The 13518-nt window shown below is 76.8% G+C and carries 10 protein-coding genes; 3 read left to right on the top strand and 7 right to left on the bottom strand.

Features of this window, described 5'->3' with window-relative positions:
• Window positions 1-57: 57 nt before the first annotated feature.
• From hutH to ACVMYR_RS08225, 6 genes are read right to left on the bottom strand one after another with little or no spacing between them, the layout of a single operon-like run.
• Complete coding sequence (hutH, locus tag ACVMYR_RS08250) at window positions 58-1596, bottom strand: histidine ammonia-lyase (protein ID WP_457121478.1); 1539 nt, start codon at window positions 1594-1596, stop codon at window positions 58-60.
• On the bottom strand, window positions 1584-2762 hold the full coding sequence (gene hutI / locus ACVMYR_RS08245; RefSeq protein ID WP_077936499.1) for an imidazolonepropionase: 1179 nt from the start codon (window positions 2760-2762) through the stop codon (window positions 1584-1586). The genes hutH and hutI overlap by 13 nt, the downstream gene beginning before the upstream one ends.
• Window positions 2762-4150 carry a formimidoylglutamate deiminase gene (locus tag ACVMYR_RS08240; RefSeq protein ID WP_457121477.1) on the bottom strand — a complete coding sequence of 463 codons (1389 nt, stop codon included), beginning with the start codon at window positions 4148-4150 and terminating at the stop codon, window positions 2762-2764. Before ACVMYR_RS08240 ends, hutI begins: the two co-directional genes overlap by 1 nt.
• A gap of 16 nt (window positions 4151-4166) precedes the next feature.
• Entirely contained in the window at window positions 4167-5408 is a 1242-nt protein-coding gene (locus ACVMYR_RS08235) for an allantoate amidohydrolase (protein ID WP_457121476.1), read from the bottom strand.
• The gene (hutU, locus tag ACVMYR_RS08230; protein WP_457121475.1) at window positions 5402-7099 is read right to left on the bottom strand and encodes a urocanate hydratase; all 1698 of its coding nucleotides are present in this window, start codon (window positions 7097-7099) and stop codon (window positions 5402-5404) included. Before hutU ends, ACVMYR_RS08235 begins: the two co-directional genes overlap by 7 nt.
• Window positions 7100-7112: 13 nt before the next feature.
• Window positions 7113-7970, bottom strand: a complete 858-nt coding sequence (locus tag ACVMYR_RS08225) for a MurR/RpiR family transcriptional regulator (RefSeq protein ID WP_091274296.1) — start codon at window positions 7968-7970, stop codon at window positions 7113-7115.
• Between the two features lie 105 nt (window positions 7971-8075).
• On the opposite strand from ACVMYR_RS08225, the gene ACVMYR_RS08220 reads away from it, so the two are divergent.
• Window positions 8076-10082 carry a trypsin-like peptidase domain-containing protein gene (locus tag ACVMYR_RS08220; RefSeq protein ID WP_457121474.1) on the top strand — a complete coding sequence of 669 codons (2007 nt, stop codon included), beginning with the start codon at window positions 8076-8078 and terminating at the stop codon, window positions 10080-10082.
• 78 nt (window positions 10083-10160) lie between these two features.
• Here ACVMYR_RS08220 and ACVMYR_RS08215 read toward each other — a convergent pair whose 3' ends face one another.
• On the bottom strand, window positions 10161-11018 hold the full coding sequence (locus ACVMYR_RS08215; RefSeq protein ID WP_457121473.1) for a glycosyltransferase: 858 nt from the start codon (window positions 11016-11018) through the stop codon (window positions 10161-10163).
• Window positions 11019-11165: 147 nt separating this feature from the next.
• On the opposite strand from ACVMYR_RS08215, the gene ACVMYR_RS08210 reads away from it, so the two are divergent.
• Together ACVMYR_RS08210 and ACVMYR_RS08205 are read left to right on the top strand one after the other, a co-directional pair.
• Window positions 11166-12653, top strand: a complete 1488-nt coding sequence (locus ACVMYR_RS08210) for a hypothetical protein (RefSeq protein WP_457121472.1) — start codon at window positions 11166-11168, stop codon at window positions 12651-12653.
• Window positions 12619-13479, top strand: coding sequence for a glycosyltransferase family 2 protein (locus tag ACVMYR_RS08205; protein ID WP_457121471.1), 861 nt, complete (start codon window positions 12619-12621; stop codon window positions 13477-13479). Before ACVMYR_RS08210 ends, ACVMYR_RS08205 begins: the two co-directional genes overlap by 35 nt.
• Window positions 13480-13518 lie beyond the last annotated feature (39 nt).

Genomic DNA, 13518 nt, shown 5'->3' with positions numbered 1-13518 from the left:
GGGGCGAGGGCGGCCGGGCAAGGCGCGGGCCGGCGCGGCCAGGCGGGACGGCGACGCTCAGCCCAGCGGGCCGACCTGCCGCTCGATCGCCGCCCGCAGCTCCGGCCCGGCCACCACGGCGCGGGCGGCCTCCATCAGCGGGGCGAGGAAGACGTCCGGCCCCGGCTCACCGGCGGCCCCGCCGAGCGCCGCGAGGGCCGCCCGCCCGGCCGGGGACGGCGTGAGCGGGGCGCGCAGCTGGAGGCCCCGCACGGCGGCCAGCAGCTCCACGGCGAGCAGGCTGGTCAGGTTGTCCAGCACGGTGCGCAGCTTCTTGGTCGCCGCCCAGCCCATCGACACGTGGTCCTCCTGCATGCCGCTGGTCGGCAGCGAGTCCACCGAGGCGGGCGCGGCGAGCCGGCGGTTCTCCGCGACGATCCCGGCGGCCGTGTACTGGGCGATCATCAGCCCGGAGTTGACCCCGGCGTCGGGGGAGAGGAACGCCGGCAGGTCCCGGTTGCGGGTGACGTCGAGCAGCCGGTCGACCCGCCGCTCGGCGATGGCCCCCACCTCGGCGGCGGCGATGGCCAGGAAGTCGGCCGCGAAGCCGAGCGGCGCGCCGTGGAAGTTACCGGTCGACTCGACCCGGCCGTCGGGCAGCACGACCGGGTTGTCCACCACGGACACCAGCTCCCGGTCGGCGACCGCGCGGACGAAGCCGAGCGTGTCGCGGGCCGCCCCGGCGACCTGCGGCGCGCAGCGCATCGAGTACGCGTCCTGCACGGCGTGCGCCAGGTCGTCGCGGTGCGAGTCCATCACGGCGGAGTCCTGGAGCAGCCGGTGGATGTTCGCGGCCGACACGGACTGGCCGGGGTGCGGCCGGATCGCGTGCAGTTCCGGCAGGAACGGCCGCTCCGAGCCGAGCATCGCCTCGATGGCCAGCGCGGCCGTCACGTCGGCCATGGTGAACAGGTGGGCCGCGTCGCGGATCGCCAGCAGCAGCATGCCGAGCATGCCGTCGGTGCCGTTGATCAGCGCGAGCCCCTCCTTCGCGGCCAGCTCGACCGGGGCCAGCCCGGCCGCGTCCAGCGCGTCGGCGGCGGGCAGGCGCTCGCCGGCCGGGCCGAGCACCCAGCCCTCGCCGAGCAGCACCAGCGCGCAGTGCGCGAGCGGGGCCAGGTCGCCGGACGCGCCGAGTGAGCCGTGCTCCGGCACCCACGGGGTGACGTCGGCGTTGAGCAGGTCCACCAGGGCCTGCGCGACCAGCGGGCGGACCCCGGAGCGGCCCAGCGCCAGCGAGCGGACCCGCAGCAGCATCATGGCCCGGACCACCTCGCGGGGCATCGGCGCGCCCACCCCGGCGGCGTGCGAGCGGATCAGCGCGTGCTGCAGCTCGGCCCGTCGATCGGGCGCGACGAACGTGTTGGCCAGGGCCCCGAATCCGGTGGAGACGCCGTACACGGGGCGGCCGGCGGCCTCGATGCCGTCCACGATGGACCGGCTGGTGGCCATCGCCGCCACGGTGGACGGGTCGAGGACGACCTTCGCGGCGCCGCGCGCCACGGCGAGCACGTCGGCGGGGGAGACCCCGGTGGGCTGGACGGTCACGATCGACATTGCGGCACTCCGTTGTGCAGGACCTGGCGGATCAGGGGAACACCGGGCCGGTAGGCCAGGTGCAGGTGGGACGGGGCGTCGAGGACGATCAGGTCGGCCCGCGCGCCGGGCCGCAGCACCCCGACGTCGTCGCGGCGCAGCGCCCGCGCGCCCCCGGCGGTCGCGGCCCACACGGCCTCCGCCGGGGTCATCCGCATCTCGCGTACGGCGAGCGCGACGCAGAACGGCATCGACGAGGTGTACGACGACCCGGGGTTGCAGTCGGTGGCCAGCGCCACGGTCGCGCCCGCGTCGAGCAGCCGCCGCGCGTCCGGGTACGGCGACCGGGTGGAGAACTCCGCCCCCGGCAGCAGGGTGGCCACGGTCGGCGAGCCGGCGAGCGCGTCGACGTCGGCGTCGGACAGGTGGGTGCAGTGGTCGACGCTGGCCGCGCCCAGCTCGACGCCGAGCTGCACCCCCGGGCCGGGGCCGAGCTGGTTGGCGTGCAGCCGCACCCCAAGCCCGGCGGCCTGCCCGACGGTGAGGATCGCCCGCGCGTGGTCGGCGTCGAACGCGCCCCGCTCGCAGAACACGTCGACCCAGCGGGCGTACGGCGCGGCGGCGGCGAGCATCGGCCCGCAGACCAGGCCCACGTAGTCGTCGGGGCGGCCCGCGTACTCGGCGGGGACGACGTGCGCGCCGAGGAAGGTGGTCTCGCCGGTCACCTCGGCGGCGATCCGCAGCGACCGGGCCTCGTCGGCGACGGTGAGGCCGTACCCGCTCTTGGTCTCGATCGTGGTGGTGCCCTGCCGCATCGCCTCGCCGACCAGTCGGCGCACGGTGGCCCGCAGTTGGCCGTCGGAGGCGGCGCGGGTCGCGCCGACCGTGGTGCGGATGCCCCCGCCCGTGTACGGCTCGCCGGCCATCCGGGCGGCGAACTCGGCGGCCCGGTCCCCGGCGAAGACCAGGTGGGCGTGGCTGTCCACGAAGCCCGGCAGGACCGCGCCGCCCTGCGCGTCGACGCGGCGGTCGGCGGCGGGCGCGTAGCGCGCCGGCCCGACCCAGGCGACCCGCCCGTCCTCGATCAGCACGGCGGCGTCGCGGCGCAGGCCCAGCGGGCCGCCGTCGCCGGTGCCGGCCACGTTGGTGACCAGCTCGCCGATGTCGTCGACCAGCAGGCTGCCGATCACCGGGTCACCGCCCCGATGGCGGCGCGCAGCGCGGCCGGCACGTCCACGGTCAGGTGCCGCCCGTCGGCGACGACCTGCCGGCCGTCGACGACCACCGAGGCGACGTCGGCGGCGGTCGCCGCGAAGAACGCACCGACCGGTGGCACCCCGGCGGTGCGGGCGGTGTCCAGGCGCACGGTCACCAGGTCGGCGCGGGCCCCGACGGCGAGCCGGCCGGCGTCGGCCCAGCCCAGCGCGGCGTGCCCGGCCACGGTCGCGGCGGCCAGCAGCTCCGCCGGGGCGAAGTGCCCCCGGCGGCGGGTGCGCAGCCGCTCGTCCAGCTCCACCGCCCGGGCCTCCTCGAACGGGTCGACGACGGCGTGGCTGTCGCTGCCCAGGCTCAGGGCGATGCCCGCGTCGGCGAGCCGCCGCGCCGGCCCGATCCCGTCGGCCAGGTCCCGCTCGGTGGTCGGGCAGAGGCAGACGCCGGTGCCGGCGTCGCCGAGCAGCGTCACGTCGGCGCTGGTGAGGTGGGTGGCGTGCACGGCGGTCGTGGCCGGGGTGAGCGCCCCCCGGTCGGCCAGCAGCCGGGTCGGGGTGACCCCGTGCGCGGCCCGGCAGGCGTCGTTCTCGGTCGGCTGCTCGGACAGGTGCACGTGCAGCGGCACCCCCTCGTTGCGGGCGGCGAAGGTGGCGATCTGGTCGGCCGGCACCGCCCGCACCGAGTGCAGCGCCGCCCCGATCCGGGCGTGCGGCCGGCCCTGTTGCGCGGCGGCCAGCCGGTCGTGCCGGTCGGACCACCCGTCGACGTCGCCGTCGCCGAAGCGCCGCTGCGGGCCGGCGAGCGGCGCGCCGTCCACGGTGGCGGTCAGGTAGAGCGTGTCGAGCAGGGTGAGCCGGACGCCGGCCTGGGCGGCGGCCTCGATCAGGGCCGCGCCCATCGCGTTCGGGTCGGCGTAGCGGGTGCCGTCGGGGCCGTGGTGCAGGTAGTGGAACTCGCCGACGCAGGTGATCCCCGCGAGGGCCATCTCGGCGTACGCGGCGCGGGCCAGGGCCAGGTAGCTGTCCGGGTCGAGGCGGGCGGCCACCTCGTACATCCGGTCGCGCCAGCTCCAGAAGTCGCCCCGCCCGCCCTGTCCGCCCGGCCCGCCGTCCGCGCCCTGGGTGCGCCCGCGCAGGGCGCGGTGGAACGCGTGCGAGTGGGCGTTGGCCAGGCCGGGCAGGGTCAGCCCGGGCAGCCGTATGGCGTCGGCCAGCACCTCGACCCCGGCGGTGGGCGCGCCGCCGGCCGACAGCGGGGCGACGGCGGTGAGCCGGCCGCCGTCGGCCTCGATCAGCACGTCGGCGGTGGGCTCGGGCCGGTCGGGCAGCCACGCGTACTCGGCGAGCCAGCGGGTGGCGGTCATCGTCGCGCCTGTCCGGTCATTGGCACGTCAGCTCCGTCAGCACCCGGGCCAGGGCGGTCACCCCGGCGGCGCAGTCGGCGTCGGTGGCCGCCTCGGCGGGGGAGTGCGACACCCCGGTCGGGTTGCGTACGAACAGCATCGCCGTGGGCAGGTGCCCGGCGAGGACCCCCGCGTCGTGGCCCGCCCCGGTGGGCAGCACCGGCGCGCCGAGCAGCGCGGCGAGCCGCCCGCCGAGGTCGCCGTCGAAGCCGACCAGCGGCGTCGCCGACTCCTCGGTCACCGTCACCTCCGTGCCGTCGCGGCCGGCCCGCTCGGCGGCCTTCGCCCGGACCGCCTCGACCAGGCCGGCGACGGTCTCCGGGTCGGCGGCACGGGCGTCCAGCCAGCCGGTCACCCGCGCCGGGATCGCGTTGGTGGCGTTCGGCTCGACCCGGACCCGGCCCACCGTGGCGTGCGCGCCGCGCAGCCGGGCCTCCTTGTTGGCCGCGAGCACCGTGAACGCGTACGTGAGCATGGGGTCGCGGCGGTCGGCCATCCGGGTCGTACCGGCGTGGTTGCCCTCGCCGTGGAAGTCGAAGCGCCAGCGGCCGTGCGGCCAGATGGCGCTGGCGACCGCGACGGGCGCGCCCTGGTCGACCAGCGCGCGGCCCTGCTCGACGTGCAGCTCCACGAAGCACGACCAGCCGCCGAGCAGGTCGGGGCGGGGGCCCGCCGGCCGGTCGCCCAGCGCCTCGGCCAGGCTCACCCCGTCGGCGTCGCGCAGCCCGGCCGCGCGGTCGGCGTCGAGCGCGCCGGTGAGCAGCCTCGACCCCAGGCAGGGTACGCCGAACCGGGCCCCCTCCTCCTCGGCGAACGCGGCCACCACGAGGGGCCGGGACGGGGTGACCCCGGCGGCGCGCAGCTCGTCCACGGCGAGGAACGCGCTGACGATGCCGAGCGGCCCGTCGTACGCGCCGCCGTGCGGCACCGAGTCGAAGTGGCTGCCGGTCAGCACCGCCTGCGGCGCGTCGGGCTCGCCCCAGCGGGCGAAGAGGTTGCCGTTGCCGTCGACGGTCACCGGCATGCCCCGGCGGTCGGCCTGCGCCCGGAACCAGTCGCGCAGCGTCAGCTCGGGGGCCGTGAACGCGTACCGCAGGTAGCCGCCGCTGCCGGAGTCACGCCCGATCGGCGCGATCTCGTCCCACAGCTCCCGGAACCGCCGCTGGCTGCCGTGGTGGTGGTTAGGAAGGGGCCCTTCACCTGCAGAATGCGTTAACAAGGGGCCCCTCCTTGCGCCTCGGCCATCGGGACGCGGACGCCGGTGCGGTCGGCGACCTCGCGAGCCGCGTCGTAGCCGGCGTCGACGTGCCGGATGACGCCCATCGCCGGGTCGTTGGTGAGCACCCGTTCGATCTTCTGCCCGGCCAGGGCGGTGCCGTCGGCGACGCAGACCTGGCCGGCGTGGATGGACCGGCCGATGCCGACCCCGCCGCCGTGGTGGATGGACACCCAGGACGCCCCGCTGGCCGTGTTGACCAGCGCGTTGAGCAGCGGCCAGTCGGCGATCGCGTCGGAGCCGTCGGCCATCGCCTCGGTCTCCCGGTAGGGGCTGGCGACGCTGCCGCAGTCGAGGTGGTCGCGGCCGATCACCACCGGCGCGGACAGCTCGCCGGAAGCGACCATCTCGTTGAACCGCACCCCGGCGCGGTCGCGCTCGCCGTAGCCGAGCCAGCAGATCCGCGCCGGCAGGCCCTGGAACGCGACCCGCTCGCCGGCCAGCCGGATCCACCGGGCCAGCGACTCGTTCTCGGGGAACAGGTCGAGGATCGCCCGGTCGGTGGCGGCGATGTCGGCCGGGTCACCGGAGAGCGCCGCCCAGCGGAACGGGCCCTTGCCCTCGCAGAACAGCGGCCGGATGTACGCCGGCACGAAGCCGGGGAAGTCGAACGCCCGCTCGTACCCGCCGAGGCGCGCCTCGCCCCGGATCGAGTTGCCGTAGTCGAAGACCTCGGCACCGGCGTCGAGGAAGCCGACCATCGCCTCCACGTGTTTGGCCATCGACGCCCGTGCCCGGTCGGTGAACTCGGCCGGCTTCGCCTTCGCATAGTCGGGCGCGTCGGCCAGCTCCACCCCCTCCGGCACGTACGACAGCGGGTCGTGCGCGCTGGTCTGGTCGGTGACGACGTCGATCGCCACGCCCCGGCGCAGCAGCTCGGGGAAGACCGTGGCCGCGTTGCCGACGACGCCGACCGACAGCGCCCGGCGGTCCCGCTTCGCGGCGAGCACCCGCTCGACGGCGTCGTCGAGGGAGTCGGCGACCTCGTCGAGGTAGCGGTCGCGCACCCGGCGGTCCAGCCGGGACCGGTCGACGTCGACGATCAGGCACACGCCGCCGTTCATGGTGACCGCGAGGGGCTGCGCCCCGCCCATCCCGCCGCAGCCGGCGGTGAGGGTCAGCGTGCCGGCGAGGGTGCCGTCTCCGTGCTGCTGCCCGTCGCCGCGGGCACCGGCGAACTTCGCGGCGACGGCCGCGAACGTCTCGTAGGTGCCCTGGAGGATGCCCTGGGTGCCGATGTAGATCCACGAGCCGGCCGTCATCTGCCCGTACATGGTCAGGCCGAGGGACTCCAGGCGGCGGAACTCCGGCCAGGTGGCCCAGTCGCCGACCAGGTTGGAGTTGGCCAGCAGCACCCGGGGGGCCCACTCGTGGGTGCGCAGCACCCCGACCGGTCGGCCGGACTGCACCAGCATCGTCTCGTCGTCGCGCAGGTCGGTGAGCGTGCGCACCAGCGCGTGATACGACGGCCAGTCCCGCGCCGCCCGCCCGGTGCCGCCGTAGACGACCAGGTCGTCGGGGCGCTCGGCCACCTCCGGGTCGAGGTTGTTCATCAGCATCCGCAGGGCGGCCTCCTGCGGCCACCCCCGGGCGGTGAGCGCGGCCCCCCGGGCGGCGCGGACGGGCTGGGGCATCTCGTCTCTCCTCTCAGCCGAGGAACAACTGGCGGCGGGCGGCGGAGGACTCGAACGCCTCCAGCCGGCGCTGGGTCTCGGCGGGCGCGGCGTCGCAGATGGCCTGAAGGACCACCATCGCCAGGGTCATCGGTGCGGTGTGCAGGTCGAACACGAGGTCGGTGCCGACGGCGGCCGGGAGCACCACCTCGGCGTGCTCGGTCGCGGGGCTGACCGGCGAGTCGGTGATGGCCACCACCGTCAGCCCGGCGGCCCGCGCCTCGGCCAGCGCGTCGAGGGTCTCCCGGGGGTAGCGGGGCAGCACGAAGGCCAGCAGGGCGGTCGCGCCGGCCGCCGCGGCCTGCTCCAGGCGGTCGGCGAGCAGGCTGCCGCCGTCGTCGAGCACCCGCACGTCGGGGTGCACCTTGGCGGCGAAGAACGCGAAGTACGCCGCCAGCGGCGCGGCGGCCCGCAGCCCGAGCACCGGCAGGGGGCGGCTCGCGGCGAGCAGCTTGCCGACGGCGGCGATCCGGTCGGTGTCGGCCAGCTCGCCGGCCAGCCGCTCCAGGTTGGCCACCTCGGTGCCGACGGCGCGTTGCAGCTCGTTGCCGCCGCCGGAGGGCTCGCCGGCGCCGGCGGCGCCGGTCAGCTCCCGCAGCCGGCGGCGCAGCGCCGGGTAGCCGTCGTGGCCGAGCGCCACGGCGAACCGGGTCACCGACGGCTGGCTGACGCCGGCCAGCTCGGCCACCTCGGCCGCCGAGAGGTACGCCGCGGCGGCGGCGTGCTGCACCAGGCTGTGCGCGATGCGCCGCTGCGTCGGGGTGAGCCGGACGCCCTGGAAGAGGTCGAGCACCCGGTCGGCGGACGCCCCGACCGTGCCTCCTTCATTCATGTCCTGACCCTATGCATGAAAACTTTCAGGGGCAACCCCGCGACGGCCTCCCGCGTCGTGCCGCCTCGGTACTATCCGCACGGCGGGTGAACAGAGGAGTGGGGCATGCAGCCGGAAGGTCCGTACAGGTTCACCGAGGCGTCGGGCGTCTGCCAGGTCGGCAGCGCCTGGTGGGCGGTGGACAGTCAGGACCGGCTGCTGACCGTCGCCGTGCTGGAGGGCGCCGCCGCCGCCGACCAGCCCTGGCGGGAGGCGTTCACCAACGCGGCGGACACCCTCGCGCAGACCCCGGGCGGCCCCCGCTACGTCAACGCCGACTTCGCCGCCGCCCGCCCCTGGGTGGCCTATCCGGCCGAGGTGGAGAACGCCGCCGACAAGCTCTTCGGCCTGCTCGGCATGCCGCTGCGCTCGCCCCACCTGGAGCCCGTCGGCGACCTGGCCACCCGGGCGATGCCGGCGACCACCCCGGTCGCCCCGGCCACCCCGACCTCGGGCGTGCCCAGCTCGGCCGTGCCCGCCTCCGGCCAGCCCGCCTCGGGCGTCCCCGCCTCGGGTGTCCCGGCCTCGGGCGTCCCCGCCTCGGGCGCCCCGATCTCGGGCCCGCCCGGCTCGGGGATCCCCAGCTCCGGGGTGCCCGTGTCCGGGGCGCCCAGCTCGGGGGCGCCGCCGGTCTGGGCGGCGCACGCCACCGGTTCGCCGGTCGTCGCGACCCCACCGGCGGACCCGCCGGCCGCCCACCCCGGGCCCGCCGACCCCGGGCCGCCGCACGACCCGTTCGCGTCGCCCGCCCGGCGCATCCAGCCGTCCCCGCCGCCCCGCCCGCGCACCGGGCTGCGGCTCGGCGTCGCGGCGCTGGCCCTGGCCGTGCTCGCCGCGGGCGGCGGGCTCGCCGTCTGGGCCGTCACCCGGGGCGCGGACGCGCCGCCGCCGGCCGGCCCCGCCGGGGCGTTCCCGACCGCCACCCCCGCCGCCGGCTTCCGCCCGTGGAGCCAGGCGGCCCCCTACAGCGCGCAGGAACGGGCGCTCGCCACCGCCGCGCCGGGGCTCGTCTTCGTCGAGGCCGTCTTCAACGGATACCTGCGCGACGGGCGGACCGGGGCGCTGCTCAACCCGACGCCCGTCACGTTCCAGCGGCGGTGCAGCGGCTTCGTGGTCGACCCCGCCGGGCACGTGCTCACCAACGGCCAGTGCGTCGCCCCCGACGAGCCGGTCGCCCGGGAGCGGGCCCTCTACACCCTCGGCCGCATCCTCGTCGCCGGGAAGAAGCTCACCTCGGGCGCGCTCGACGGCTGGGTCCGGTCGCGGACGGCCGGCACCCGGTTCACCGGCAAGGAGCCGGACCGCCCCCCGTCGAGCCAGGTCTTCGTGCAGCTCAACCAGGCCACCGGCGGGCTGACCGGCACCCCCGCGATCGCCGGCGAGGTGGTCCGCACCCGCGCCGCCGACGCCGGGGACCTCGCCCTGGTCAAGGTCGCCCGGCCCGACCTGCCCGGCGTCGAGCTGGGCGACGCCGCCGCGCTGACGCCGGGCGGCGTGGTGGTGGTCGCCGGCTACCACACCGTCGACGCCGACTTCCGCGACGCCACCTACACGCTGCGCTCGAAGACCGTGCAGGTCACCGCCACCGCCACCGGCCAGGGCGCCGTGCCGCTGTTCCGGATCGGCGACGACATCGGCATCTACTCCCACGGCGGCGTCGCCCTCGACCCGGCCGGCCGGGTTGTCGGCGTGCTCACCAACGACCGGTCCGGGGCGGGCGGGGCCAACCGGGCCGTCGTGCCGGTCACCGCCGCCCGGGAGCTGCTCGCCGAGGCCGGGGTCGCGCCCACGCTCGGCGACGCCGACCGGCTCTACCGGCGCGGGCTCGACGCGTACTTCACCGGACGGGACGCCACGGCGGTGTCCCAACTGGACGCCGTCGCCCGGGGCGGCAACGGCAACGAGCTGGCCGAGGCGTACCGGCGGAGCGCGGCCGACCGGCAGCAGCTCACGGCGGCGGCACCGGAGCAGTCCAACCTGCCCACGGTGCTGTTCTCGGGGCTCGGCGGCGCCCTGCTCGCCGCGCTCGCGATCGGCGTGGTGCTGCTGGCGAGGCGCCGATCGCGCCGCTGATCCGCCGCCGCGCCGGGTGCGCTCCAGGCCCGCCGCGCCGCCGTGCCGGCCGCGCCCCGTGCCGTCGCGCCGGGGCGGTCAGCGGGTCGAGGCGTCCCGGCCCCACGCGCCGCGCGGGTGACGGCGGGCGCGCAGCGCGGCGGCGAGCGTGACGGCCACGTAGACCACCGCGGCCGGCGCGAGCCAGGGGCGGGGCAGCACCACGTCGCGCAGCCAGGACGACGGGACCGACGGCCGGATCCCGGCATGCGAGGCGCGCAGCATGGCGTTGCCGGCCCGCACCCGGGCCAGCGTGCGGACCAGGTCCCGCAGCGTCCGGGGGGTCTGCACGAGCGACGCCACCGACGACACCTCGCGCTTCTCGGCCGAGGCGAACCGGGAGTCCAGGAAGAGGTCGTCGGCGATCTCGGCCGGGAACCGGTCGAAGCGCTCCCGTCCCGCCGCCGACACGCCCAGCACGCCCCGGCCGAACAGTGCGTCCGCGAAGATCGGCAACCGGGTGTTGATCGCGTAGTAGGCGCGCACCAGCAGCGGCCGGCCGGTGGTGACCATCTCCCGGCGGGGCGTCACGGCCAGCGGCGGGTCCACCGGGGCGGTCAGCGCGGCGGCCATCGCCGGCAGCGCGCCGGGGCCGAGGACCACGTCGGCGTCCAGATAGAACCGGGGGAAGCCGCGCACCACCGCGTCCCCGGCGTTCAGCGCGTGCGCCTTGCCCGCCTCGGCCAGCTCCACCACGCGTACGCCGGGCCGCGCGGCGGCCACCCGCGCCGTGTCGTCGGTGCAGCCGTTGGCCACCACGACGACGTCCAGCTCGACGCCGTCGTCGGTGTCCGCGTCGGCGAGCAGCGCGTCCAGGCAGCCGCCGATGACGTTCGCCTCGTCGTGGGCGGCGATCACCACACCGATCGGGCCGGGGCGGGGTGGGGGGCTCGACACGGCTGACCAGCTTGCCGGACGGGACACCGCGCCGCAAGGCGGGGTCGCGCCGCCCGCGCGCCCCGCCGGGCGGCCGTGGGGTCAGCGGGCGGGGCCCCCGCGTTGGTATCGTCCTGGTGTTTTGCTCCTTACCGACGGTTGGACAAGGTGGACAGTCCCGCGCCGCTCACCGCCCCCGGCACCCGGCTCGGGGGCGGCGCTCCGGAGCGGCTCGACCGGGCCGCCGGCCACCTCGCCACCGCCGCGCTGGCGCTGATCGCGGTCAAGCCCCTGCTCGACATCGGCGAGCGGGACGCGGGCGGCGGCGTCGACCTGGGCGTCCTGCTCAGCGCCGTCGGGGCGGGCTGCATGCTGGCGGCCCTCACGGCGGCGGTCCTCGCGGCCCGCCGGCTGCCGCCGCGCCCCGTGCAGGCGATGCTGCTCGCCCTCGCCCTGCTGCTGGTCGTCTCCGGATTCAGCTACCTGGCGGCCGGGCCGCGCGCCGACCTGCTGGCCCTGTTCGACATCCGTCGCTACCCCATCTACGGCCCGCGGCTCGACCCCGCCACGGCGATCCCCGCCGAGGCGGTGCGCCTGCTGGTCAGCTTCGCCCCGGTGGCGCTGATCGGGATGGCGCTGATGCGCCCGGCCCGGTTCCCCGTCCGCCGCCTGGCCGTGGTGGCGGCCGTCGTGCTGGCCGGCGCGGTCGTCCACTGCGCGCTGGCCTGGCTCCAGGTCGCCGGCGTCGTGCCCTACTCGTTCTACTTCGAGCTGCCGGGCCAGAAGATCGGCCGGGCGTCGGGGGGCTACTACCACCCGATGTCGCTCGGGCGGCTGCTGATGTTCTCGGTCTTCCTCTGCTATGTGCTCGGCGACCGGCTGCGGCTGCCCGGCGGCCGGCTGCGCCTGACCCCGCTGGGCCGGTACGCGCTGGTCGGCCTCTTCGTGGCCACCGGCGCGGTGTCGCTGCACCGGCTCACCATCGGCTGCCTGCTGGTGATCGTGGCCGCCTTCGAGGCGCGGCGGCTGGGGGCCCTGCGGGCCACGCTGCGCACCCGCGTCGGCCGGCGGCGGGTCGTGGCCGTGGCCGCCGGCCTGGTCGCGGCCGGCGGGGTCGCCGTCGCGCTCGTGGGCGACGCCGTCCGGGAGCGGGCCGGGGTGGCGCTGACGGAGGTCGGCTCGCTGGACGTGCGCTCCGACACGTTCATGCACGGCCGGGGTGCCATCTGGAACGACGTCGCCCGCGTCCTGCACCGGTCCACGCCGGACGTCTGGCTCTTCGGGTTCGGCTACGAGCCGTGGGACATGCACAACGACCTGCTGCGCGTCCTCGTCGTCTGGGGCGTCGTCGGCCTCGTCGCGGTCGTCGGGACCGTCGCCGGCCTCTACGTCGTCGTCCGGCGGCGGTGCGCCGATCCGGCGCAGCGCTGGGCGCTCGGCGTGCTGTACGCGGTCTTCGTGCTCTTCGGGCTCACGCAGAAGCCGATGGCGTACCCGTACTTCATGTGGCTGTTCCTCTTCGGGCAGCTGGTGATCCTGTCGCTGGGCGGCGCGACGGGCGCGTCGTCGGGCGACGACACGGTCACGGCCGATGTCGAACGGGGGGAGGAGGGGCGGCTCGATGAGGCATCCACTGCCGGCGTCCGTCCAGGGTGAGCAGGACGCGGACGGGGCACCGCACGCGGGCGACGACGCGGCCGTGGTGCCGACGTTCTCGGTCTGCATCGTGGTCCGCGACCGCGCCGAACTGCTGGTCGACGCCGTGCGCAGCGTGCTCGCCAACCATCACCGGGACTTCGAGCTGGTCGTCGTCGACGACGGCTCGGCCGTCCCGGTCACCCGGGTCCTGGCGGAGGCGGGCGTGTCCGCCGACCGGCGGGTCCGGGTGCTCAGCCTGCCGCCGAGCGGCATCGCCCGGGCCCGCAACGTCGCCCTGCGCGCCGCGACCGGCCGGTACATCACGGTGCTGGACTCCGACGACGAGCTCTCCGCCGACGCGCTGGGCCGGCTGCACGACCTGCTCACCGCCACCGGCGGCGGCTGGGTCTACGTCGACTACCACGAGGTGCGCGGCGACGCCTCCCGGCGCATCCGGCTGCCCGAATACACTTCGGCGCGCACCATGCTGCTGGGCGTGCTGACCCGCCCCCGGCTGCCGTTCAAGCACTCCGGCACCACCATCGACCGGCGGGTGCTGGAGCACATCGGCGGGTACGACGAGAGCTTCCGCCTCTTCGAGGACGTGGAGCTGATGCTGCGGGCGCTGCGCGCCGGCGTGCACCCCCGGCACCTGCCCCACCCGGTGGTCCGGTTCCGCCGGCACGACGGCAACATCACCCGGGGCCGCCTCGGCGGGCTGGTCTTCTGGTTCCGGCTGATCGACATGTACCGCCCGTCGCGGGCACCCGGCGTGGCGCTGGGCATCAAGGCGCTGCGCACCCTGAGCGAGACGGGCAAGTGGCTTGTCAGCCTCGGCCGTTGACGCCGGGCGGGGCGGCGAACCGCGGCGCGGGCGGGAGCC

The organism is Micromonospora sp. PTRAS2, assembly GCF_054052245.1.
This window is presented reverse-complemented; position numbering and strand designations above follow the sequence as displayed.